The organism is Pseudomonas sp. MPFS (assembly GCF_022537035.1).
In the GTDB taxonomy this organism is placed as follows: domain Bacteria; phylum Pseudomonadota; class Gammaproteobacteria; order Pseudomonadales; family Pseudomonadaceae; genus Aquipseudomonas; species Aquipseudomonas sessilinigenes.
The window spans coordinates 5,407,346-5,431,265 of the sequence record NZ_CP066123.1; the positions used below are offsets into that span (position 1 = coordinate 5,407,346).

Below are 23,920 nucleotides of genomic sequence, written 5' to 3' on the forward strand. Positions count from 1 at the left end.
AGCTATGGTCAACAAAAAAAGAGCTGTGATTGCAGATGACCTTCGCAAGATCGGCACCACCTCCGTCGCCGCTGGCATCGTAGGTATCTTCCTCAGTGATCATCGCCTGCTAACGGCTTTCGCGCTTGTTGTAGGTGTTGTAATCTGGATCACAGGCATTTGCCTCACTCCGGAGGACTGACATGAGCCAGACAACCTTTGGCCTCATCATGCTGACTGGCCTGCTGCTTGTTTGCGTAAGCATGGCTGTGTGGGCCGACTGGCCGAACGTAAAACGTAAGTGCCAAAAATTGCTTCGTGCCCATTAATTCTCAGACCAAGCCCTCCACCTGGAGGGCTTTTTCTTTCTGGGGGCTTGACAAGCGAATAGTCCGTTTCCATTCTTGTAGGCGTGTGCTGCTGACGTCGTCAGTAACCCAAGCCCGAGCAGTCATGATCTGAAAGACTGCCCACCTTCACAGGTGTTGATTAACCCAAGATCGCCAAGCTTCCGGAAGCGCGATCGATCAGTCAGCAATGACTGATGGAAGCAGCCAAACTAAGCTACATCAGCGTACCCACCATCCCGAGCTCTAACCCTCGCGGGGAATACTTTCCCCCATGGGCGAAGTGTTTCTCCGCTTTCAACCGAAATTGGAGATTCACCATGAGCAATGACACTAAATACTTTGACCTGCACACCACTGGCATCGGCTACCTGAACCGTATCCGCGAAGTAACGCCACGCAAAGGCAACCCCTTCATCGCTACAACCATCGCCGCTCTTCATGGAGCCAGCGATGCTGTCGAGTATTCTTACATCGACTGCAATGTCGTTGGTACCGAAGCAACCAAACTCGTCCGCCGCTGCATAGAAGCGGTCGAAGCTGGTAAGAAAGTCCTTGTGTCTTTCCGCATCGGTGATATCTGGGCAGACTCGTTCACTTACGATAAGGGTGAAAAAAAGGGTCAGTCTGTTGCAAGCCTCAAAGGCCGGTTGCTCTTTTTGGGTTGGATTAAAGTCGACGGTGAAACCGTCTACGAAGCCAAACCCAAAGACGATAGTGAAACCGTCCACGAAGCCGAACCCAAAGACGCTGCTGATTCCGATGTCTCTGGAGATGCTCAACAAAACGCCGCATAACTCTCGGCAACTTCAAATCAAGGCGCCGCCTCAGGCGCCTTTGTTCTTACAAAAGGAATTGTCCATGAACACAATGTTCAAGTTAAACCTCATCGCTTTAGCCGCCAGCGTAGTTCTCGGAGACCTGGTGCTGATGAGCTTCTCTCTGACTGGCCTTGTAGGTCATTACTTTCACAATAAAAACGAGGCACAAGAGCATTCATTTATCGCTTAACTCCTCGCTTCTATTTCCCATCATCGAAGCATTCTTTCTTAACTAAGGAATAACCCATGCATATCGAAGAGAACGAGGTAGATGGCTTTGAGCTGTCTTACAGCGTGCAAGTAGACACCCAACTGCTTGAGCTTTTGGTGGACGAACTTGAATCAGGCGACTGCTATTGGCAGCTCACCAATGCTTGCGGACAAGTTCTGCAACGCTCCAACCGTTACGAGGACCAGGCTCTCTGCTTGCGCGATGGTCTGAACAATGTGCTTCCACCGCGGTAGGAAAATCCCGGTACCGTCCAAGGTCGGTTATAAGCTGGCCGGTTAACTTATCAATACCCTCTACGGGCTCATCGCCCGTTGGGCTGGTGACCCTCTTTCTCAGGAGAATCACCATGCCTCAAGCCACTCAGATCTTCGCCGGTCAAGTTTTCGTCACTAACCCGTTTGTCTCGAGTTCATTTCTACGTCTCGACATCCTCGAGCAGCGATTTGCCGAGCAGATTGAGGAATCCCAGGAAGAGGCAATGCATGCTTGTGGCCTGTACTTCGAGCTGTACGAGGCTCACCTGCTCAACTCATTGCATAAGCAAGCGGCGTCCTATCAGTTTCCTCATGATGAGTTGTTCAAGCGAGTAGCTGCACAGCAAGGTATCAAGCTGGACAACCAGCACCACCTCCTTGCAAAAAAGGCCGCTCTTGCGTTGATGGACAATATTTACGAAGGCATGCCGTTCTGACGCTAACGCTCACTGTTCCAACATCAGCTCTTAGGTGTAATTCTCAAGAGCTAGCTCACATTCACTGCATCACCCGACGGGATCATCAACCTTCGGGCTGGTGACCTTCTTTCTCAGGAGAATCACCATGCATCAAAACACTCAGGCTTTTACTCTTGCACTGAATGCCCGTACCGATTACGAAAAAGCTGTCCTTGTCGGATCCGAAGAGGATCTCCGGCAAGCGCTGATTGATGCGGAAGCCCTAGGCCATAGCTCGTACCGGATCGGCAGTCACCTGCCCCCCGTTTTACTAACGTCGGTGCCTGACCTCAAGAACGCTTGGGTACTAGGCTGGGAGTCTGCCACTTATGGCGCAGAAATAGCTCGCTGCTCTCTTTGCGCAAATTCCCTTGGCGATCCTTGCCCCATCCATGACTGATCCTCTGCATCACCGCGTCACCTGGCACGACGATCTCGTCGCGCCACCCATTCCGGATTGGTTCGCTGTCGTCGACAGCGCCTCCAAAGGAGCCAGGGTTTAAGGCTCCGGCGCACTGCGTTAACCCAAACCAAAGATCGCATAGCACTCGGTAGCGCGATCGCATCGGCCAGTTGGTCGATGGAGTGTTTCAACTTTACCTACCTGCGAGGATCTCATCCTCGCGGACGAGGCCTCGCTCCATGGAGACCTCGCATGTCACCTTCCTCTGCATCACAAGTCGCCTATCACACCTACCCTGTAATACTGGACAACGCCGCTTGGATGCGTGCGGTTTACCTAAAAAACCCATTACGGGTTGCTGAAATGAGCCAGCGCCTAGCAAGCGTTGTTCAAGCTGCGTGGCAAGAGCTAAAGCTGCACCAGCACACCCCTCCGATCTCATTCGGGGTTTATGCAAAACGGAGTTCTGGACGCACACGCGACTGGATCCCGCTTTCGCTGCAAGTCAACTTCCCAGCAGGGGAGTCGCCATACATCTCAATCGAGCTCCAGCAAGTCTGAACCAACAGCTTGCCTTTCACTTCACACCACCCAGAGGGGCCGCCCTCTGGGCGACTCCTCCCTTAGAGGACGTCTCATGACCCACTCCCGATCAAACCCCTTCTTCCGTGGTTACCAAAACTTCCTCCTTACCCGTGAACTGATGATCACCCCTGACGTAGCTGGCGAGGTCTATGAGCCTTGTTATAGATCACTCATCAGCCATCAGGAATCGCTCCAAGACTGGCAACTTATCGGTAAAGAGTGCGTGTACAACGATACTCATGCTGCTGCCATTAACGGCCCGTCCTCACCCGAAACCGAAGCCCTGACGAACCAGGGCTTTATCCATACCGTGGTTTACTCATTGCACGGAGAAAACAATGGCACCTCACAGCAGATCTGTGATTTGGGATCTGCTGAAGTTGCACAGGTACTGATCAACCAGTTGTCCTTCGAAACCGGCTTTTACAGCCGAGTTTTCGAGGTTACATCTGCCCATTTGCCTGATGAGGAATGGGATGAACTTCAACACCTGGTAGAACACGCAGATACGACTCAACTCATGTTCGAGTGCTTTGCCCTTCCAGATAGCGATGCTGTTGGCTTCAAACTAATCGGCACTCCCTGGACGGACAAACACCTGAATGCAATTGAGGGTTTCGGTCTTTCAACACTGCAGGCCCAACAGGCAGAAGAAGGTTTTCCCGAGGAGTTCATTCGTGTACTCACTTTGGCAGGGCAAGCTGATGTTCGAGTCCTGATCATCGACCCCAACGGCTGCCGATTAGAAGGATTGCCGGTCTTCTAGGTTCTTTTCTCAAACCACCCTCGCGGGAGCACCCGCAGGTGCTCCTCTGGCATTTCGGGGAGCCCCTATGATCACTATCAAAGGCCAACTGGCCATTCGTACTGTCTCCGGCCGGCTTGGCCTCTTCAACGTTGGGCGTCTTGCTACGTCAATCGGTGAGTTCACCATCAAGGATGCCCTGCTTGATCAATACCAGGAGGGTAAGTACCAGGGCGATTTTGCTATCAAGCAGATCCGCCCTTCGTACTACTCACATGGTGGGCGGCTGGTCGTGGAGATCAGGGCCGAACTCGAAGGGATGACCCTCAATGACGTAACGACACTCAGCGAAGAAGATGAGGAGCAACTGTCGACGAACGTTCCCGATCCGTTGGAGGAGGAAACGGCGACACCCCTTGCGTCCCCACCGGTTTCTGAGCCCGCGACTCAAAAAACGTCCAACAGCGCTCTCGCGTCGGATGAACCATTCGGAATGGAGCCCAAAACTCCAGCGGCAACAATCGATACAGCAGCCGATGCGGAGTTGTTCGGCACTGTTTGGCCTCTGACAGAAACAGTGAAGCTCGACACCACTGTCGACCGAAAGCGTCTACGAGCCCAATGCTCCCGGATGGAACAGCTCGGTTACTCCATGGATTTCAAAACCCAAACCTGGAACAGGAAAGCAGCATGAATCCAATCTTCAACCACCCCGAGTTCAGTGGTCTCCTTTTGACCATTACCTGTGCTCTTCGAGAGGTCGAGATCGACGATATTGCTGATCTCTTCAAAGCTTCATTGCTCGACCGCTCGTTGGTCGAACCAGCCATTGAAGCACTTCGCCAGCGTGTACACAGATCTTCTCCTGAGAGGGCTGTGAGGCAGGAATACCAAGACTCAGTTTTTGCTCAAGAAACAACACTTCGGCTACTGCAGCGGCTTGATCGCAGCATCCAGCTCAACCGTATCTGCCTTTAATCGCTGTTCAACCACCCCCTGAGGGGCCTCCTCAGGGGGCTCCTCAGGGGGCTCCTCATTTCAACCAGGAGCACCCCAATGAATCCACTGTTCAGCAATCTGAGCGAACAAGCCCTTTCAAATGTTGAAGAAGAGTTGTCCAACAACGACTCGGCAACAAACGAGGAATTGGTCGACTTTTTCATCGAAGAACTCGGCTTGTCCTTAGAACAGGCCGAAGCTGCTGTAGAGCTGCGTAGCCAATACCTGATTCAGATTTTTCATCAGGGGCAAGGACCGCTTCGACAGACAACTGCAACCGCGTTCGACCCAAGCACCGGAACATTCCGGTAAACCTCTACCACCACTCACCCCAGGGGGCGTTCACGCCCCTTGGGAGTGCGCCTCCTGTCTGGAGGCAAACATGCGTTCCACTACGCTGTATCAGATTGAGGAATGCCCTGACCTGTATGTCGATGCTTGCGTCTGCGATGAGCAGCGTAATCTAGTCTTCATGTCGGCCTGGGGCCGCGACACCGCACTGCAGGAGTTCCTGGCCAGGCTCACGCTCGGACGGGATGAAAATGGTCTCGACCAGTTTCACATCCTCATGGACGCTCGAAGCATTCCCGTATTTCCCAACCAGGACATGCTTGAAAAGCGCACAACGCGGCAGTTCCGCGGGACCTTATTCGGCAGCATGTTGCACCTCTGGCTTTTCGATCGACGCGCCTCGGCGCCCGACCAGGCCAATCACTTTGCCTTTGCGCTCCTGGAGCGTGACCAGGATCCCCTGCTTCGACTGTGGCCGCTGGTCATGGAGACATGCCCGCTTCCCCTACTCCCACACTGGCGTGAGCCGGTGATGGACGTCCTCACCCAGCAGCAGATGCTGACGGCTCTACCTGGCTCGATCGGCAACGTCAGCGCCTGGCGGCTTGCTCTCCAGCTCGACGTCCTCGAGCCGCACCTTGGCGACCTCATTCGCCAAGGTCACTTAACAACCGAAGCTCAGGCGCAGGCCTGAGCTCTCTCACTCAAGGAACCATCATGGCCCTAATGTTTCCCCGCCTTGCACGAAACTTTGCTCGCAATGGCTACTATCCAACCGACGAAGTCACCCTCGAGCGCTCTCTGCAGGCGCTTGTTCAAGCTCAATCCGGAAAAATGAGGATCTTCGACCCCTGTGGCGGTGAAGGTGTTGCGCTGGCTGAAGCAGCTCATCTGCTCGGTCGCGACCAGGTCCACGCATTCGCCGTCGAATACGATGCCGAGCGCGCAGACCATGCTCGAGGCCTTCTCGATCGAGTGCTGCACAGCGATCTCTTCGACACCCTGATCAGCCGGCAGTCGTTCGGCTTGCTCTGGCTCAACCCACCCTACGGCGACCTGGTCGCGGATCACTCCGGTGCCTCGCAGTACCAGGGCAGCGGCCGGCGGCGTCTGGAAAAAGCGTTCTACCAGCGCTGTCTTCCCCTCCTGCAGTACGGTGGGGTGATGGTGTTGATCGTTCCGCACTATGTGCTTGACGACGAACTATCAGGATGGCTCAGCAACCACTTTGCCAGCCTGCGCATTTACAGCGCTGCGGACCCCACATTCAAGCAGGTAGTGATCTTCGGCATCCGAGTGCGCCGGCAGGACCTGGCCAGAACTCACGTTAACCAGGTGAAGTCTCAACTGCAGGCAATCGGCGCAGGTCAGGAACAGGCGGAACTAATACCGGCCTCATGGCCATGGGAACCGTACCTGATCCCATCAGCTACAAACGAGCTGGAACACTTCTACCGTGTCACCTTGGAGCCTACGCAGTTCGCATCCGAGATACAGCGACTGCGAGGCCTTTGGCCTGATTTCAACCTGCACTTCGGGCAAATCGGCCTACAACTCAGGCCGCCAGTCCGTGAACTCTCGCGCTGGCACCTGGCACTAGCCCTAGCGGCCGGCGCAATCTCAGGCGTTGTACGCTCGAAGTCTAGGCGTACCTTGGTCGTGAAGGGTGACACCTACAAGGACAAGGTGCGCAAAACCGAATTCACCGAGGATGAGAAAGGCAACGTCACAGAGGTCAGGATCCTCACCGATCGATTTATCCCAATCATCCGAGCGTGGGACATGACGCCTTCGTCAGTGAATCTTGGCCGAGTGCTGACCATCAGCTCTTCGGCAGGGACCAATGACGAAGCATCTGTGCCTGAGGAACGAGCAGCAGGACCGCTCTTCAATCCGGGTCGGATCGTAATGACCTCCACTCTCAGCCACCTGGTTGAAACTGAACACCTCGACCCTACCCAATTCCTCAGGCGTCATCTGTCCGGCGACTGGGGGAAGCAATGCGATGAAGACCGGGCTTCGAACAAGAACGCGCTGATACACGGTGACAGGCTGTTCTCCAGCTATGACATCGATGCCGGCGGTGAAACCAAGCTCTGGATCATCACCGAAGCGGATCGCAGTTACACAACTTTGCTGCTCCCCAGCGATTACTAAACCCCGTCCATAACTCCCAAACCAACCCGCAGGGTATGCCAATACCCGTAGGGGTCGTGCATGCCCTGCTTTCCACCTGCAGGAGATGCACATGAACGCTTTAACTCAGCCACTGGCTACTTCCCCCCTGAACATCAACCTCACCGATTTCATCGATGAATTTGGTGATGAACTCCTTGAGTCGTTGAACCGCTCCAACCCTCCTGTTTACACCGGGATTGCTCACGAACAGCGCCAGGCAGTAATGGACAACCTCAAGCGCAAGCCGTTTGCGGCCCAGGCTGATGTCGTCCAAGCCATTGCAGCACTGCTACTCGATCGCAATGAGCAGGCCGCGATCATCAACGCCGAGATGGGTACCGGGAAAACAATGATGGCCATCGCTGTTGCAGCCGTTATGCACTCAGCAGGCTATCGTCGAACTCTCGTCATTTCCCCACCTCACCTGGTCTACAAATGGCGCCGTGAGATCCTAGAGACCATCCCAGATGCCCGTGTGTGGGTATTGAATGGCCCCGATACGCTGATCAAGCTGCTCAAGCTGCGTGATCAGTTGGGGCAAACCTATGACGGTCGCCAGGAGTTCTTCATCCTCGGTCGCGTGCGGATGCGCATGGGGTTTCACTGGCGGCTCGCCTGCTCTAAAAGGCGCGCTGCCGGCGGACAGCGACTCGCTGCTTGCCCAGATTGCGGCCAGGTCCTCGAGGACATGGAGGGCAACCTGGTTACCGTGGACGAGTTCGAACGAGGTGATCGCCGCCGCAACTGCAACGCCTGCAATGCGGCTCTCTGGACACTCATGCGCCCGGGTAAAGCAGATGGCGGCGACCGGCGCTCAACGATTTTGAAATCGATGTGCCGTATACCCACGATCGGCCCAGTCCGGGCAGAGCGGCTACTCAACGACTTTGGCGAAGACTTTCTGGCCTCGATGTTGGTGGACAACGTTTCCGAGTTCATCAACCTAATGGACACCAAGGGCAACTTCATCTTCAGCGATCGCCAGGCCAAGCGCATGGAGCGAGCGATGGCCAACATCGAATTCGGGTTCGGCGAAGGCGGCTATCAACCAACAGAGTTCATCAAGCGCTACCTACCAGATGGGTTCTTCGACCTACTGGTTGTCGATGAGGGGCATGAGTACAAGAACAGCGGTTCGGCCCAGGGCCAAGCTATGGGTGTTCTCGCGGCAAAAGCACGCAAAACCGTGCTGTTGACCGGGACGCTCATGGGCGGCTACGCCGACGACCTGTTCTACCTTCTGTTCCGTATTCTGACCCGCCGAATGATCGAGGACGGCTATCGGCCAAACGCCCGTGGCAGCATGGCGCCCGCGGCTATGGCGTTCATGCGCGATCACGGGGTCCTGAAAGACATCTATACCGAGCGCGATGGAGATTCGCACAAGACAGCCAAAGGCAAGAAGCTCTCAGTTCGAACAGTGAAAGCCCCGGGCTTCGGCCCGAAAGGCATCCACCGCTTCGTACTGCCCTTCACCGTGTTCCTCAAGCTGAAAGAGATCGGTGGGAACATCCTACCTACCTACAACGAGGAGTTTATCGACGTACCAATGGCACCTGGTCAGGCATCCGCCTACCAGAGCCTGGCCTCCAAGCTGACAGCGGAGCTTAGGCAAGCCCTTGCACGGCGAGACACCACCCTTCTGGGCGTTGTCCTCAATGTGCTGCTGGCCTGGCCAGACTGCTGCTTCCGATCGGAGATGGTCAAGCACCCACGCACTCGCGATACCCTGGCCTTCGTGCCGGCGATTTTCAACGACGAGCAGCTGATGCCCAAGGAGCAGGCTTTGTTAAGCCTTTGCATCGAGGAGAAAGCGAAAGGCCGCAAGGTTCTCGCCTACACCGTCTACAGCGGGACACGCGACACAACGTCCAGGCTGAAGAAGGTCCTCGAGCAGGCCGGTCTCAAGGTGGCGGTACTGCGGGCCAGCGTTGACACCTCTCGCCGTGAAGACTGGATCCTCGATCAGGTCGACCGTGGCATCGATGTGCTGATCACCAATCCGGAGCTGGTCAAGACCGGGCTGGACCTGCTTGATTTTCCAACCATCGTGTTTCTGCAGACGGGGTACAACATCTACACCCTGCAGCAAGCAGCCCGACGGTCCTGGCGTATCGGGCAGAAACATCCAGTGCGCGTGTTTTTTTTGGGCTATGCGGGCAGCTCGCAGATTACCTGCCTGCAGCTTATGGCCAAGAAGATCGCAGTAGCTCAAAGCACGTCAGGGGATGTGCCGGAATCAGGATTAGACTCTTTAAATCAAGATGGAGACTCGGTTGAAATGGCCCTGGCCAGACAACTAATTGCTGCATAAGTTAAGCCACCTTCGGGTGGCTTTTTTATCCATTCGAAAATTTAAATTTTAAATGCTAATTACTCTCTCTTTTCGGGAGCAGCAGCACGAAAATGAGAACGAGTTTCACTACAAATAGTACCGGAACCGCTTATGGACCGTTCGAATGATCGTCACAGACATGAACTCTCACGCCGAAGTTGAACTGGTTACGTTGATTTAATAGCAGGATCATAAAATTGCGCTTGTTTTCTTGACTATTAATGAATTCCTGCTAAGAGGCGGTTCTGTATTCAGAACTAGATAGTTACTCGCTGACCTTCGATATTATGTTGACAGACATTGAAGGGAGGTATAAAAACATCTCGCAGCATGGAGCCGAGCCAGAAGTATCTGGATGACCAGGGAGAAGGTATCTCAAGACGCGCCCACGTCATTCAAGATTGGCCTCAATTTCAATATATATGTTGAGGTAGTAGCCTTGGAGATTCAACAGGCGTTCACTCTTCGTGAAAACGAAGTCGCACGAGACCACGGTCAAAGCGATATTATTTACACTGAAATCGCGTCGGCGGTGGTTCGCCATAATGCCATCAAAGAGCTTGATCGTTTTGGCGAGATTCTGGCCAGCCGACCGCTTGATCATGAAGGCTTGGCAACTTTCTTTGGGACAGTTTGGGCATTTTTCAAAGACGTTCCCTCTGGCATCATTGCTCTGGCTGCTCGTATTACTGACGAGTTACTGGCCGAAGACACCTGGAACGCAACTGCAAAAGCTGCATACGTGCTCTACGCATCTGTTGACGAGTTCGGACTGCACCAACATCAGCGACACATGCTACCTACTCATCACCAAATGTTCCGGGAGCTGACTGAACATCTTGGGCTGAGTCATCAAGACCTGCACAATCCAGTTTTCGTCTTGCCTGAAGGGGTCGCCATGGGCGATGCAACGCATCGTCTCTATCGTTCTGATCAACTCGGTGAGGCACTGGGATTCCATCTCGCATCCGAGATGACGTCATCCCGTGAGTTCCAATATTTCTTGGCTGGCTTCCAGAAGTACGCCAATGAATATGGGCTTAAAGATGAGGACGACCCGGTTCTGGCCTTCTTCGCCGTACACTGCGAGGTTGAACCGATGCATGTCTCCACTGGGCGGGACGTTTTGGTCTCGTTCCTGAATCGTGACGAGCGCATTGGCAAACAGGCATTACGCGGAGCCATGGCATTCATGGATGGCTTCGAACGCATGTTCGCCGCCTTGAATCGTAAGCTGAGTCACAGTATTCAGTAATTGCGCCAAGGGCGCAGGCCTCGCCCGCGCCCTTTTACATGGAGAGTAATCATGGTTAGCAAAGAATATGAGTGCAATTTCTGCCATTATGTTTATTCGGAAGAACAAGGCGAGGAGACAGAAGGGATAGTTCCAGGGACACAGTGGGAAGACCTGCCTGAAGACTTTAAATGCCCCCACTGCCGAGCAAAGAAGAAAAACTTCTCAGAACGGACGCTCTGACGTGCTACCCGCAAGTGCCCTCAAAGCTTTTTTCTTTGGTATTACACTTTCCATTGCCGTAGGACCGATAGCATTAATAATCATTCGAAACGGTATTCAGCATGGCAGAGCCGTTGCAATAAAAAGTGCGTTAGGGGCTGCGTTTGGCGATCTTTTATTTAGCGCCTTCGCGTTTGCAGGTGCAAGCTTAATAGTAGGATTTTTATCCAGCCATCAAAAATTCCTGAGCACAGCTTCCGCGCTAATTTTAATTCTATTCGGACTGTACATAATATATGGCGAGTTCAAGACCAAGACTGATGGTGGCGGCTCATCAAAAAATATTGGTTTTACAGCCACACTTATGTTAACAATTTCGAATCCATTAACTATTCTGGCCATTTCAGCATTTGCAACTCAAATTGACGAACGAACAACAGTTTCCCTTGTGATCTCGTGCCTTAGTTTGTTTTCAGGCAGCTTATTGATTCAATGTTTGTATGCATTGGGCGGCACCATATTAAAATCATTAATCGCCAACAATAGCCATATCAGAATTCTTGGGATTTTCAGTGGCTTGGGTATCACGATGTTCGGCTTCGCCGAGGCTGTTTTTTTATGGAAACAGTATTCCTCTTAATATTTTCCATACCAAAAAAATACAGATTTTTAAATTTAAAAACTTAACCTCCATGCACCCGACTATCGACCTCAAGAGAGGGGCCTATGCTAGTTGAACACCGCTCCTTGGTCGTCGGGCTTTGCCTACTGTTCGCGCATAACATGCTCACCGGCTGGCAGGATGTATACCGCGCCGTTGCATTCCGGAAGCTAGACGTATTTTTCCTGACTTTCATCGCTTTCTTGATTGTCATCGCGACTTTCGAGGTGTGTTTCAGGATAAGTGGAGGTGAATCCCGGCTGCGATGGAGGACGGTCATCTCGCTTAACCTCTGGACCGCCGGAAGCTGGGGGGCGTTGTTCCTTTCAATCTGGCTCATCCCCCCAGCCCTCGCCGCGGCTATTGCAACCTCCCTCTGCCCAATATTCACTTACCTCGTAAACCGCCGACTGCGCCCGAGTTCGCCGGCTTCCCTTCGCGACATCGCTATATGCTTGGCTGCACTCGCAATCACTGCATTCTTGTCTTGGGCGACAATCGCCTCAGATGCAGGGAAAGGAGCGAATGGCCTAGTTCTTTGGGGAATCTTCTTAGCCGTGGCAGCGGCATTCTCGGATGCGTTCATGACCGTATCTATGAAGGCCTGTTATGACCGTAAGGTCTCAGGTTCCGAACTGCTCGCGCGGAGGTTCTATTTGCTGACTGGCTTGGCGTTCACGGGCGCGCTTGTGAGGGGAGCTTTCTCAGTGTCAACTGAAGAACTTATGAGCGGAGCCTCTCTCGCGTTTCTCGGTGTCATTCCTGCAACGCTCCTCCTGCAGAGAAGTCTTAAGCACATTGAGCCGGTACTTTTCGAAATTGTGCTCGCCACAGCACCGGCCTTTGTCCTCGCATTTCAGTTCACGCATTCCGCCCTTACCCCATCTACTCCAGCCATTGTGGGCGTCGTACTGGTCATCGGCTTGTCGCTAGTCCAGATCTATCACTCCTTCTTTGGTGCCCGCCATGCGTAGACTTGGAGTCATCGTTGATGCGTACTCAACCGGAAACAAACTCGCTAGGGAGTTCTCGGCCTACGGAGTCGAATGTTTCCACGTCCAGTCCAGGGACCCTATCCTGATTTTTGACGCGCCGTCCTTCGTGCCGGAGGACTTCGCCGGAAACTTCGTGTACTGGGGAGATGTGGCCAAGCTGGCTGAGGACATCGGGAAGCTCTCGCCGTCGTTTGTAATAGCCGGCTGCGAGTCGGGCGTCCCTCTCGCCGACGCGCTATCGGAGGTCCTCAAGCTGCCTTCGAATGGAACGCCTATGTCCAGCGCCCGACGAGATAAGTTCCTCATGCAGGCAGCCCTAAAGGACGCCGGCGTTGAGCATATCCGGTCGCTGCGAACGGCTTTGGCTGCAGAGGCGATCACATGGTGTGATCGGCACTGTGCATGGCCTTGCGTAGTGAAGCCCCTCGACAGCGCGGGATCTGATGGAGTCACCTTTTGCCATTCGCCAAATGAGCTCCGCGCGGCCTTCGCCTCCCTACTCGGTAGGGAAAATGCAATGGGGACAGTCAATACGCTGCTTATCGTGCAGGAAAGATTGGTTGGCGAGCAGTACATAGTCAACACAGTCAGCCTTCAGGGGAGCCACTACGTCTCCGAGGTGTGGAAGGACGTTCGTCTTGACGTACCCGGGGCGTGCGCAGTTGGATGCTACGAGGAGCTGCTCGAGTCCGCATCTACAGAATCCACTGTTCTCGGTCGTTATGCCGGCTCCGCTCTCGACGCTCTCGAGATTCAGAACGGTCCTGCCCACTTAGAGATCATGCTTGTCGAAGGACGCGGTCCCGTGCTCATAGAGGTGGGGGCCCGCATGCAGGGATCCATCTGCGACTCCGTGGTTCTTTCAGCCCTCAATCATAGCCATGTGACGCTCACTGCGCTGTGCTACGCGGACCCGAATGGCTTTGCCTGCTATTCAAGTACACCTTACCAGGTTCGGAAGCCGGTATTGGCGGCGATGCTTGTGTCCCCACGAAACCTTCGAGTGTCGGACTCTAGGTTCTCGTCAGCGATCAGGGCTCTACCGAGTTATGCAGCGGACCAGGGACTGCCAATGTCTGGAACTTCCATCAAACGGACAATTGACATGGATACCTGCCCGGGAATCATCTACCTGTCCCATGAGTCGGCCGAAGTGTTCCAAGCAGACTACGTTCGCCTCAGGGAATTGGAAGTGCAGATGTACGAGGAAGCTGTGGAGGAAGTAGATGTTTAGGATTGGTTGCGACCCCGACAACCCCCCCTACACGGAACTGTCAGCCGGTGTGTGGCGTGGGACTGAGTACGAGTTCATCACCTCGTTGCTCTATGAGGCCAGGCTGGAATTCGAGATCGTCTCAGTTTCTTGGGGTGACATGTTTAATCAGTTGCGGCTTGGTAAAGTTGCTGCAATCTTCTCAAGCCTCTCGGCAACGGAAGAGCGGCAGCAAGAGTTCCTTTTCAGCGACGCCTATTTCGACTCCCCAGAGACGCTGATGGGATGGGAAGGTGTCGATCTGGAAAGTATCGAACTGGGGCGCTGCTCCTTGGCGGTGCTAGCGGGATCCAACCATGAGCGCTACGCGCGGGCATCCTTCCCAGGAGCGAATATCCGCCTTTTCAATAACTCAGTCGAGCTGCTTAATGCGCTCGAAAGTGCAACAGTCGACGTAGTCGTGTCTGAATTAAATGCGGCCCAACATTGGCTCCATGGTCAAGGCAAACGGGAGAAAATCCGAATTCTAGGAGAGCCGATAATCTGCCCGGAAATATTCGGTAATGGTTCTGCAGTGGCGGTCGGCAAGCCTTACCCGGAACTGAGAGACTGGATTAACACTGCCCTGCGGGCACACCTGACCAGCCATCTGCAGGATTAGGTGCGTTGTAGAGACAGGCCGAGAAAAAACTTAACGTCGTGTCCGGGATTAGTTAACCACTACAACGTACCAATGGCACCTAGTCAGGCATTCGCCTACCAGAGCCTGGCCTCCAAGCTAACAGCGGAGCTTAGACAAGCCCTTGCACGGCGAGACACAACACTTCTGGGCGTTGTCCTCAACGGGCTGCTGGCCTGGCCAGACTGCTGCTTCCGATCGGAGATCGTCAATCACCCCCGCACTCGCGATACCCTGGCCTTCGTGCCGGCGATTTTCAACGACGAGCAACTGATGCCGAAGGAGCAGGCTTTGTTAAGCCTTTGCATCGAGGAGAAAACGAAAGGCCGCAAGGTCCTCGCCTACACCGTCTACAGCGAGACACGCGACACAACGTCCAAGCTGAAGAAGGTCCTCGAGCAGGCCGGTCTCAAGGTGGCGGTACTGCGGGCCAGCATTGACACCTCGCGCCGTGAAGACTGGATCCTCGATCAGGTCGACCGTGGCATCGATGTGCTGATCACCAACCCGGAGCTGGTCAAGACTGGGCTGGACCTGCTTGACTTTCCAACCATCGTGTTTCTGCAGACGGGGTACAACGTTTACACCCTGCAGCAAGCAGCACGACGGTCCTGGCGTATCGGGCAGAAACATCCAGTGCGTGTGATTTTTTTGGGCTATGCCGGCAGCTCGCAGATTACCTGCCTGCAGCTTATGGCCAAGAAGATCGCAGTAGCTCAAAGCACGTCAGGGGATGTGCCGGAATCAGGATTGGACTCACTGAACCAAGATAGAGATTCGGTTGAAATGGCACTGGCCAGACAACTCATTGCTGCATAATATAAGCCACCTTCGGGTGGCTTTTTATTTGCCACAAGAAGTTATAGATCTAATTTTCTAAATCGGCATTGTGGGCCGGATTTGGAATATAAATCCAAATCAGAAACTTTCTAGAAGGAGCGATAAACCAACATGGACACCAATAGCAAGGATGACACTAAAAACGCTCCGAATACACTGCAAAAGCCACAGAAGTTAGTCGAATCTAAATGGCCACGGCTTCTTCCAATATCAATATTCATTTCTTGTACTTTAATATACATTTTAAACTTCACCGCCGACTTCACCCCTTGGTTCACCCCTTGGGCACCCGACAACCTTGGTACTTTTGGAGACTACATAGGTGGAATCATTAACCCAATCGTGCCAACTCTCGCTTTATATTTTTTGGTAAAAGCATATTACATACAAAAAATTGAGCTCACGGAAAAACGCACTGCTCTTCGAGACTCAGAAAACATCAAGAAAAGTTCGCAAAAACTGCATCAGCTCAAAGTAGAATAGATGAGAAAAGTTTAAGAATTAACATTTTGATGGTGCAGATTGACTCTTATCAGAGTCAAATAAACATTACTCAATCTGAACTATCCCGCGTACCCCAAGTTACAGACTACGGTGATAGTTGCGCATGAACGCATGCTCATCCGCATTGACCGTGAGCATCGTATAACTGTGCGTGACCTCTCCCATATCTGGGTTCTGCCATTGCTCCCACAGACCCGCAATTCCCATTATTTCGCCGTCAGCCCGACAGATCCGTGTAGCAATTGCCTTCCCTGTACGCCAGTCCGGTTCGTAAATCGCTACCGCAGGGATGATGCAATGTTGGCCGCGGCGCCAGGCGTTGCGAAACGATGGCTTTTCAGCAACGGTTTCGGATCTTGCGTTGTAGGTGTATCGGACGATCTTGTTGTCCTTGCTCCAGGAGGGAATCAGACCAAACGTATTTCGCCGCCAGGGAACATTAACAGTGGGCATGGCCTCTCGGCTATTCATGTGCCACCGGAAGATGTACCCAAGGAGTGGACTGTGATTCCACCCGGTACGAAACCATCGCAAAAATAACGGAGATCTATGGAGCAGGTACAGGTTGAGAAAATATTTGACGATTACTATGGTTTCGATGATGGGGTGATGAGGGCATTTGAATATCAGTTTTCCGATGATGGGAAACTGAATGTCCGAATTGAACTCTATGCTCGAAACCATGAGTTGGATGGAAATGTATGGCGCCGGGTGGATGTTATGATAATTGATGTTCTTGAATCGCGCTCGATTTTCGATCCGACTCAATTTACAAATATCCAGTCCAAGGTAAAACTCCTGAGGTTTGAGGGGGAGTGGTGTGTCGAGGTGAATTGTGATTTTGGGATGCTTCCGATATCGCCTGCGGTCATTCGTAAATACAGTAATTGCTATGCTGTGGGCCGTAGTGTTGAAGCACTTGAGTTTTTGGGTTGACGTTTGGAGGGCGGGTGATGGTGTTCAAGGATGTGATTAAACTGTTTGAAGATTACCGTGACTTTAAGGGCGGGCAGGTAAGATTCTTTGGTTATGATTTCTCTGGGGCGGACGGTGTAAGGATAAAAATCTCGCTCTTGGGAAGAAACTATGCGTTGGCCAAGGAAGCATGGCGAGTAGTCAATGTCTTTCTTAGTGGGGTAGGTGAAGTTAGGTCCGACTTTGGCGACGCCAAGAGGTGTTCGATCACTCATGAAGTGAAATTTTTACATGCTGGTAACCATGGTTACTGCGTAGCGTTTACCGGTGGGTTTGATGATGTACCTTTCACGCTGGATGCAATCAGACGATTCAGTAACTGTTATGTCTTGGCATCACTCATTGAAGTGTTCGAGACTGAATAAACGTGTTTCAAGACCTTTGTGTCTACGGGGGAGAGTTTTCTTAAGTCACAGTTGCTGTTCATCGATGTTACAGGCGCCAGTATCCTCAATGATTTAGTCTTGCAGCATACATCTTAATGCTGATCCAGCACGCATATGGCCGATAATCGGTGCGCCGATAGAGGTTAGATATGACACAGTTAAGGAAACTCCGAAAAAGTTGCCCGTCAGCCGGAAGTGGACGGCTTGGAGATGCCGAAAAGCCCGATTTTCAGCCGCTGATTATTGGAAAACCAAGGCTCAGCCCTGGTTTCTGCTCTCACGGGCGCACCTCTCCCGTGGCAGGCAATAATTGCCGGCGTACCATCCACAGATTCGACAGGGCAAATAGCGTGGTCAGTTGTGCCGTGTTCTTGGCCAAGCCACGGAAGCGGGTTTTCACATAGCCAAATTGGCGCTTGATCACACGGAATGGATGTTCGACCTTCGCTCGCGCCTGCGCTTTGACCCTCTCGATCTTGCATCTAGCTTTGTAGAGCACGCCGCATTTGCTCAGATGACCTGTGCTGACTTGATCGGAGAATCCCTAGCGATCGATGGGGTCGAGGCTCTCTCCGATCTGCCAGCGTGCCAGCAGAACCTGCCTGGGGCATGCGCAGAGAGATGATGAGCCGCAGCTATACCACACGACTAGAGCAACTCTGGACGGTTCACTGTCATTGAAGCCTTCCGCCCGTCGACCTCTAAAAATGAGAGCCTATTCAACTAATCATTTTCTAATGCGCTGAATCAGCTGTTCGGCGAGGGTGTTCTCAGCTTCGAGAGGACTCCCATGAAACTGCGCCTGACAAAGAAAACACTGCTCACCAGCCTGGGGGCCATCGCCCTACTCACAGCCTTGGGCCTTCAACAGTATCAACTCTCGGTATTGCGAGGCTCGCTGGAAGGGGCTGCGGAGAAAGCCAAGCTCGATGCGCTGCTCTCGAGAATGAGTAAAAGTGATGATCGCCTGGATGCTATCGCGGGTAAACCTTTAGTCACGCAAGAGGACTTCTCTGCAGCGCAGAAGGCGATCTCAAACCGGGTCGACGTTGCTCAAGACTATGCAAAGCGTGCGCACGACCTTGCCACTGATGTCGCCCATTCAGCTGCAAACTCCAGCGAGCTCCTGGTGATCAAGGCCGATGTGGAGTCATTGAGTGGAACAGTCCAACGACTGAGCAAGCCTGAGAAATCATCTGCAACACCCTCCCCATCCAAGCCTGCTAAGCCCAAACCGGCCGCTAAAGCCAAGGCACCTCCCGCCCCACCTGAGCCCCCTCCCTTCCAGATGTTCGGCATCGAGTACAGGGGGGGAGAGAAGTTCCTATCTATTGCTCCTTCAGGAAGTACACGGCTGAGCCAGATTTACCTGGTTCGACCTGGAGACGTTGTTGCGGGAACTCAATGGCGGCTGAAGGCGCTCAACGAAATAACTGCGACATTCGACGCATCCGGATCAACAAGAACATTGAGCCTTCAGCCATAGGAATTAACTACCCATGAATCTAAAGATTCTCTGCACCCTCGCCTGCTACCTGATCCCCACGGCTTACGCCGCAGCAGCACCGGTATCTGCAGGCCAGGCTTCACAGCTCCACTTCACCGCCGAAGGCGAATCATCACAGAGAAGGCTCCAGGACAAGGCTGCAAATGCATGGGGGATATCCACCCAGGAGTACGAGCGGTACCAGGATGTGATGCAGGGGCCGCGGGGGGTGTACTCGCCGGGGCTGGACCCACTGACTGCCCTGGGTATCGAAGCACGCTCTGATGAGGAACGCCGGCGTTATGCGGAGCTGCAAGTTAAGACCGAGAGGCAGCGTGTAGAAAAAGAGTTGTCGTATCAGCGCGCTTACGATGAAGCATACAGGAGGCTGTACCCGAGCGAGAAAGCGATCGAGATCTCCTCGGCAACCCCGACCAATCCAACAGCAAACAGCTCACCGTTGCTGCAGGGAGACGGCCGCCTGGCGATCTTCGTGAAAGACAACTGCGTTGTGTGCATCGACGAAGTGAAGAAGCTACAAGCGTCGCAGACACCTTTCGACCTCTACTTCGTCGGCAGCCAGGGCGATGACGAGCGCATCCGGCGATGGGCAATTCTCGCTGGCGTCGACCCGGTCAACGTCAAGAGCCGACGAATCACCCTCAACCATGACCAAGGTCGATGGCTCGGCCTTGGCCTGGGCGGTGAACTCCCAGCGGCAGTAAAACAGGTGAATGGACAATGGCGCCGTCAGTAATGAGGACCTGCTGGATCCTGGTGCTGCTGTGCAGCCAGGCAATGGCCGCTGAGGATCCTCCACCAGCTTACAAGGCGATTGCGATCGCCCACGGAGTACCAGCCGTGGTGCTGTATTCCGTTGCGCTGCAAGAGAGCGGTACCAAACTTCGAGGACAGATTGTGCCTTGGCCTTGGACGCTGAATGTGGCCGGTACCGGCTACCGATTCGCTACCAGGATCGATGCATGCAGGGCGCTGAATATTGCTATCGCAACTACTGGTCCATCGAGAGTCGACGTAGGCCTTGGTCAGACGAACATCCACGCTAACGGCCATCGCTATAGCTCCCCGTGCGAAGGGCTCGACCCTTACAAGAACCTGAATGTCACCGCAGAAATTCTGGCTGAACACAAAGCCAAGGGTGGCAACTGGTTTGACGCGGCGGGTCGCTACCACCGCCCTGCCGGTGGCGCGCCTGCAGCCAAATACAGAGCAGATTTCGCTCGCCACCTAAGCCGTGTCACAGGCATAAACTTCTTGGTGAACAATCAATGACGAGTTTTCTGAAGGCAGCTCCGGTCCTGCTTGCAATGCTTGCAGCAGGCACGGTGCAAGCTAGTTCCAAACTCATAGTTGTCCAGGACAACGGTGGGGTTTCAGCCCTGCCCTACTACCAGGACCTCAACCTGGCACCAGAGTCGGGTCCTCCCCCAATCAAAGGACTCCTAAGCGGTGGAGCCTATCCCGTCAAAACTCCAGAGATGACGCCAGGGTCGGTAGTAGGCAGGACAATCAATGCCCCTGGCCTGCAACCGCTTTTTCTCATCGGTGACGACCCGATGTCACGAGCATGGCTGACACAGCACCTGCAGCAACTGCAGCAACTGCAAGCAGTGGGGCTAGTAGTCAACGTCACCTCCGCCGCTCGGATCGACGAGATCAGGCGTTTGGCGCCCGGATTACAACTTGAGCCAACACCTGCAAGCGATATCGCCAACCGGCTAGGGCTGAAGCATTACCCGGTACTGATCACCTCAACAACCATTCGACAGCAGTAAGAGGTGGTGCATGCAGGGACCGTCAGCAGTCTTCACGGTAGTCATCAGCCACCCCCTTAGTCGCCCGGGCCGAGAAGAGCTGATTGACCAGGTCAGGCATGTGAGCGAGCTATACGGGGGCAAGGTCACTGGCGTTTCACAGATCAATGAACACGCATTTGCACTTCGGCTAGCCGAACGGTTACCCGATGAAGACGTTGAACAGGCCCGTAGGGAAGCAACAGCGTTCACGCACAAGAGGAGCGAGCATGACCACCTATTCACTTGAGTCACTTCTACGCCCTCCGGTGGAGCTGTTCACCACGGCTGTCTGCTACGTCGCGGCGGCACTCTGCGTTCAAGCTCCATGGGCGTTCGCACTGACACCTCTGTTCGGAATAGTCGCAGCACTGGGCTTCGCCTACCTGGGCACAGTTCGATTACTGCAGGCTCGCAGGGTGCTGCGTTACCAGGCCAACCTTAGACGACTTCCCCATTACACAATGACTAGCGCTGAAATGCCGATCAGCAACGAGCGTCTATTCATCGGCAGGGGATTTCGCTGGACGCAGAAACACACCCAACGCTTAACTGATACGTACCTGCCCCAATACTCCAGATACGTCGAACCGACCAGGCTGTATGAGGGGGCGCGCTGGCTGGAGGAGCGTCTGGAATTTGCCCCCTTCCCTCTGAAGGCGATCACGAAGGTCACCAGTTGGGACTCCAGCCTGAACCCCGCCCGTCCTCTTCCACCCGTGGGAGGTCTACCGAGGTTGCATGGGATAGAGCCAGATGAGCAGAACGTCAGCCTGCCACTCGGCGAGCGGGTAGGACACTCTCTTGTGCTGGGAACCACCCGCGTCGGGAAGACACGACTGGCTGAGGTTTTCATCACACAAGATATTCGCCGAACACATCGCCGTGGATCATCACGACGCATGGGCAGAAGAAGCCAAACCCCACATCGCTGGAGCCGGCGTGGGCGACCAGAACAACGACCTGATCATGAGGTCGTGATTGTCTTCGACCCCAAGGGCGACGCTGATCTGCTCAAGCGCATGTACGTCGAGTGCAAGCGAGCAGGGCGTCTCGATGAGTTTTACGTGTTCCACCTGGGGTGGCCCGACATCTCCGCACGCTACAACGCCATAGGTCGCTTCGGCCGGATAAGCGAGGTCGCTACACGTATTGCTGGTCAGCTCTCCGGCGAGGGTAACTCTGCAGCGTTCCGGGAATTCGCCTGGCGATTCGTCAACATCATCGCGCAATCGTTGGTCGCCCTCGGCCGCCGTCCCGACTATGAGCAGATCCGTCGGCACGTCATCAACATCGACGAACTGTTCATTGAGTATGCGCAGAAATACTTCGCTGAACATGATCCGAAGGCCTGGGAGACCATCGTTGCGCTGGAAGCGAAGATCGATCGAAAGAATCTCTCGTTTGCAATGAAAGACCGCCCGCTACGCGTGGTAGCCGTCGACATGTACTTGACGCAGAAACGCATCAACGACTCTGTGATGGATGGCCTGCGCAGTGCAGTGCGCTATGACAAGACCTACTTCGATAAGATCGTTGCATCCCTGCTGCCGCTCCTCGAGAAACTCACCACGGGTCGGATTGCAGAGTTACTCGCCCCAGACTACCTCGATCTGTCCGACCAACGCCCTATATTCGACTGGATGCAGATCATCCGAAAGCGTGCCGTTGTTTACATCGGCCTCGATGCGCTCTCGGATACCGAAGTCGCCGCGGCCGTGGGCAATTCGATGTTCAGTGACCTGGTATCTGTTGCCGGCCATATCTACAAACACGGCATCGACGACGGGCTGCCTGGAAACATGGCCGGGGGTAAGGTCCGCATCAACCTTCACGCAGATGAGTTCAACGAACTGATCGGTGACGAGTTCATCCCAATGGTGAACAAGGCTGGCGGCGCCGGTATGCAGGTCACTGCTTATACGCAAACCATGAGCGATGTCGAAGCGAAGATCGGGTCGAAAGCCAAAGCCGGCCAGGTTATCGGTAACTTCAACAACCTGTTCATGCTACGTGTTCGGGAGACCGCGACGGCAGAACTTCTGACCAATCAGCTACCCAAGGTGCAGATCTACAACAGCACCCCGGCGAGCAGTGCGAACGACTCACTCAACGGTAAGACAGCATTCACCTCTAGCTCGCACGATCAGTTGCAGGCGACAAGCGTGCCGATGATTGAACCAGCTCATGTAGTTGGGTTGCCGAAGGGGCAGGCTTTCGCGCTGATCGAGGGAGGCAACCTCTGGAAGATCCGAATGCCGCTCCCCGCCAACGACCCCGATGAGGTCATGCCAGGTAACCTGCAGGACCTCGCTGCCGGCATGCGGCGATCATCGGCTGCATCTTCAGAGTGGTGGGAAGCCCCTGGCTATCAGGAGCTGAAAAGCGCTCTGCCTGAGGACCTGGTAGAAGACTTTCGCCAGGCCGCCACCGATGACGAGGAGTAGTGCATGGCAGATGACGTATCAAAGAAGGCTCAACAGCAACAGGAGAGACCAGAGTCGCTGATCAGCAAGATTTTCTGGTTCCCCTTCAACTTCCTCGGGGTGATGTTCGGTTCTCTCATAGTCGCGATCCTGGTCGACTGGGTATGCCTCTATTTTTTCTGGCCAGAAGCCGGCTGGAGGCATGGGCAGCAAATGCTAACTACTGAGCTCAGTTGGCTATCCCAGGGACTGGTACACAGTGCCGTTGTGCAAGAACCCGGGCGCACAGCAACCTGGCTCGTTACAGGGGCCTATGACTGGCTGATCGTGAAGACTGGGATGCTCAGCTGGGTCCAGGGGATGGAGTCGATAGTGCATGCCGGCCCACGCAACGACCTGGACATTCGATACATAGCAGCACAAAGCGTCACGACGGTTCAGAACTATGCTCTTGTAGCGCTGTTCACCGTCCTGGTGTTCTGTGTTCGTCTCGTTGTGTTGTTGATGACCATACCGCTATTCGCTATGGCCGCACTCACAGGCCTGGTCGACGGCCTGGTCCGACGAGATCTCCGCAAGTTCGGTGCTGGGCGCGAGTCCAGCTACCTCTATCACAAAGCAAGGGGAACGCTAATTCCATTGGCCATTCTCCCTTGGACGTTCTACCTGGCGCTTCCGATCAGCATCAGCCCGCTCCTGGTCCTACTCCCTTGTGCGGCGCTGCTCGGCGTGGCCGTGAATATTACTGCTGCCAGCTTCAAGAAATATCTTTGAGAATCAACGATGCAATGGGCCCAAGAACAGCTACCCATCATTGGATTGAAAGCCTCCAAAATTGTAGGCAAAGCCTTGTCGTTA

At 54.0% G+C, this 23,920-nt stretch carries 27 protein-coding genes and 4 pseudogenes; 29 read left to right on the top strand and 2 right to left on the bottom strand.

Annotation, left to right across the window (positions count from 1 at the left end):
• Window positions 1-4: 4 nt before the first annotated feature.
• From I9018_RS24725 to I9018_RS24820, 20 genes and pseudogenes are all read left to right on the top strand, one after another.
• A complete protein-coding gene (locus I9018_RS24725) occupies window positions 5-181 on the top strand; it encodes a hypothetical protein (RefSeq protein ID WP_164487294.1) in 177 nt (58 codons plus the stop codon).
• A gap of 465 nt (window positions 182-646) precedes the next feature.
• Entirely contained in the window at window positions 647-1,123 is a 477-nt protein-coding gene (locus tag I9018_RS24730; protein ID WP_241107752.1) for an STY4534 family ICE replication protein, read from the top strand.
• 64 nt (window positions 1,124-1,187) lie between these two features.
• Entirely contained in the window at window positions 1,188-1,337 is a 150-nt protein-coding gene (locus I9018_RS24735) for a hypothetical protein (RefSeq protein WP_241107753.1), read from the top strand.
• Window positions 1,338-1,393: 56 nt separating this feature from the next.
• Window positions 1,394-1,612, top strand: a complete 219-nt coding sequence (locus tag I9018_RS24740) for a hypothetical protein (RefSeq protein ID WP_241107754.1) — start codon at window positions 1,394-1,396, stop codon at window positions 1,610-1,612.
• Window positions 1,613-1,725: 113 nt separating this feature from the next.
• Complete coding sequence (locus I9018_RS24745; protein WP_241107755.1) at window positions 1,726-2,070, top strand: hypothetical protein; 345 nt, start codon at window positions 1,726-1,728, stop codon at window positions 2,068-2,070.
• 1,061 nt (window positions 2,071-3,131) lie between these two features.
• Complete coding sequence (locus I9018_RS24750) at window positions 3,132-3,845, top strand: ABC transporter substrate-binding protein (protein WP_241107756.1); 714 nt, start codon at window positions 3,132-3,134, stop codon at window positions 3,843-3,845.
• Window positions 3,846-3,912: 67 nt separating this feature from the next.
• Entirely contained in the window at window positions 3,913-4,518 is a 606-nt protein-coding gene (locus I9018_RS24755) for a DUF3275 family protein (RefSeq protein ID WP_241107757.1), read from the top strand.
• Window positions 4,515-4,802 carry a hypothetical protein gene (locus tag I9018_RS24760; RefSeq protein WP_241107758.1) on the top strand — a complete coding sequence of 96 codons (288 nt, stop codon included), beginning with the start codon at window positions 4,515-4,517 and terminating at the stop codon, window positions 4,800-4,802. The genes I9018_RS24755 and I9018_RS24760 overlap by 4 nt, the downstream gene beginning before the upstream one ends.
• Before the next feature lie 78 nt (window positions 4,803-4,880).
• Entirely contained in the window at window positions 4,881-5,135 is a 255-nt protein-coding gene (locus I9018_RS24765) for a hypothetical protein (protein WP_085597450.1), read from the top strand.
• A 70-nt stretch (window positions 5,136-5,205) separates the two neighbouring features.
• Window positions 5,206-5,808: a hypothetical protein gene (locus I9018_RS24770; protein WP_241107759.1), complete on the top strand. Its 603-nt coding sequence runs from the start codon at window positions 5,206-5,208 to the stop codon at window positions 5,806-5,808.
• 23 nt (window positions 5,809-5,831) lie between these two features.
• Window positions 5,832-7,271: a DUF6094 domain-containing protein gene (locus I9018_RS24775; protein WP_241107760.1), complete on the top strand. Its 1,440-nt coding sequence runs from the start codon at window positions 5,832-5,834 to the stop codon at window positions 7,269-7,271.
• 91 nt (window positions 7,272-7,362) lie between these two features.
• Complete coding sequence (locus I9018_RS24780) at window positions 7,363-9,606, top strand: SNF2-related protein (RefSeq protein ID WP_241107761.1); 2,244 nt, start codon at window positions 7,363-7,365, stop codon at window positions 9,604-9,606.
• A 376-nt stretch (window positions 9,607-9,982) separates the two neighbouring features.
• Window positions 9,983-10,882, top strand: a complete 900-nt coding sequence (locus I9018_RS24785; protein WP_241107762.1) for an iron-containing redox enzyme family protein — start codon at window positions 9,983-9,985, stop codon at window positions 10,880-10,882.
• Between the two features lie 51 nt (window positions 10,883-10,933).
• Entirely contained in the window at window positions 10,934-11,104 is a 171-nt protein-coding gene (locus I9018_RS24790; RefSeq protein ID WP_241107333.1) for a rubredoxin, read from the top strand.
• Window position 11,105: 1 nt separating this feature from the next.
• On the top strand, window positions 11,106-11,723 hold the full coding sequence (locus I9018_RS24795; protein ID WP_241107763.1) for a LysE family transporter: 618 nt from the start codon (window positions 11,106-11,108) through the stop codon (window positions 11,721-11,723).
• Between the two features lie 86 nt (window positions 11,724-11,809).
• A complete protein-coding gene (locus tag I9018_RS24800) occupies window positions 11,810-12,718 on the top strand; it encodes a hypothetical protein (RefSeq protein ID WP_241107764.1) in 909 nt (302 codons plus the stop codon).
• Window positions 12,711-13,973: an ATP-grasp domain-containing protein gene (locus I9018_RS24805; protein WP_241107765.1), complete on the top strand. Its 1,263-nt coding sequence runs from the start codon at window positions 12,711-12,713 to the stop codon at window positions 13,971-13,973. The genes I9018_RS24800 and I9018_RS24805 overlap by 8 nt, the downstream gene beginning before the upstream one ends.
• On the top strand, window positions 13,966-14,613 hold the full coding sequence (locus I9018_RS24810) for a transporter substrate-binding domain-containing protein (protein WP_241107766.1): 648 nt from the start codon (window positions 13,966-13,968) through the stop codon (window positions 14,611-14,613). The genes I9018_RS24805 and I9018_RS24810 overlap by 8 nt, the downstream gene beginning before the upstream one ends.
• Window positions 14,614-14,676: 63 nt before the next feature.
• Window positions 14,677-15,450 (top strand): annotated as a pseudogene (locus I9018_RS24815) (helicase-related protein); the annotation flags it as partial.
• Window positions 15,451-15,582: 132 nt separating this feature from the next.
• Window positions 15,583-15,954: a hypothetical protein gene (locus I9018_RS24820; RefSeq protein WP_241107768.1), complete on the top strand. Its 372-nt coding sequence runs from the start codon at window positions 15,583-15,585 to the stop codon at window positions 15,952-15,954.
• A gap of 108 nt (window positions 15,955-16,062) precedes the next feature.
• Here the strand turns inward: I9018_RS24820 and I9018_RS24825 are convergent.
• A pseudogene (locus I9018_RS24825) lies at window positions 16,063-16,395 on the bottom strand (SOS response-associated peptidase family protein); the annotation flags it as partial.
• A 129-nt stretch (window positions 16,396-16,524) separates the two neighbouring features.
• Here I9018_RS24825 and I9018_RS24830 point away from each other — a divergent pair.
• Entirely contained in the window at window positions 16,525-16,911 is a 387-nt protein-coding gene (locus I9018_RS24830; RefSeq protein ID WP_241107769.1) for a hypothetical protein, read from the top strand.
• 17 nt (window positions 16,912-16,928) lie between these two features.
• Window positions 16,929-17,315 (top strand): hypothetical protein, encoded by a 387-nt coding sequence (locus I9018_RS24835; RefSeq protein ID WP_241107770.1) that lies wholly within the window; start codon window positions 16,929-16,931, stop codon window positions 17,313-17,315.
• A 298-nt stretch (window positions 17,316-17,613) separates the two neighbouring features.
• Here the strand turns inward: I9018_RS24835 and I9018_RS24840 are convergent.
• Window positions 17,614-17,832, bottom strand: a pseudogene (locus tag I9018_RS24840) (transposase); the annotation flags it as partial.
• 56 nt (window positions 17,833-17,888) lie between these two features.
• On the opposite strand from I9018_RS24840, the pseudogene I9018_RS24845 reads away from it, so the two are divergent.
• The 7 genes and pseudogenes from I9018_RS24845 to I9018_RS24875 all read left to right on the top strand — a co-directional run.
• Window positions 17,889-18,017: pseudogene (locus tag I9018_RS24845) on the top strand (DUF4113 domain-containing protein); the annotation flags it as partial.
• 109 nt (window positions 18,018-18,126) lie between these two features.
• Window positions 18,127-18,822 (top strand): methyl-accepting chemotaxis protein, encoded by a 696-nt coding sequence (locus I9018_RS24850; protein ID WP_241107771.1) that lies wholly within the window; start codon window positions 18,127-18,129, stop codon window positions 18,820-18,822.
• 13 nt (window positions 18,823-18,835) lie between these two features.
• Entirely contained in the window at window positions 18,836-19,579 is a 744-nt protein-coding gene (locus I9018_RS24855; RefSeq protein ID WP_241107772.1) for a TIGR03759 family integrating conjugative element protein, read from the top strand.
• Window positions 19,564-20,115, top strand: coding sequence for a transglycosylase SLT domain-containing protein (locus tag I9018_RS24860; protein ID WP_241107773.1), 552 nt, complete (start codon window positions 19,564-19,566; stop codon window positions 20,113-20,115). The genes I9018_RS24855 and I9018_RS24860 overlap by 16 nt, the downstream gene beginning before the upstream one ends.
• The gene (locus tag I9018_RS24865) at window positions 20,112-20,618 is read left to right on the top strand and encodes an integrating conjugative element protein (RefSeq protein ID WP_241107774.1); all 507 of its coding nucleotides are present in this window, start codon (window positions 20,112-20,114) and stop codon (window positions 20,616-20,618) included. The genes I9018_RS24860 and I9018_RS24865 overlap by 4 nt, the downstream gene beginning before the upstream one ends.
• Window positions 20,619-20,866: 248 nt before the next feature.
• Window positions 20,867-23,083 (top strand): type IV conjugative transfer system coupling protein TraD, encoded by a 2,217-nt coding sequence (gene traD / locus I9018_RS24870; protein ID WP_241107775.1) that lies wholly within the window; start codon window positions 20,867-20,869, stop codon window positions 23,081-23,083.
• 3 nt (window positions 23,084-23,086) lie between these two features.
• Entirely contained in the window at window positions 23,087-23,836 is a 750-nt protein-coding gene (locus I9018_RS24875) for a TIGR03747 family integrating conjugative element membrane protein (protein ID WP_241107776.1), read from the top strand.
• Window positions 23,837-23,920: the final 84 nt, after the last annotated feature.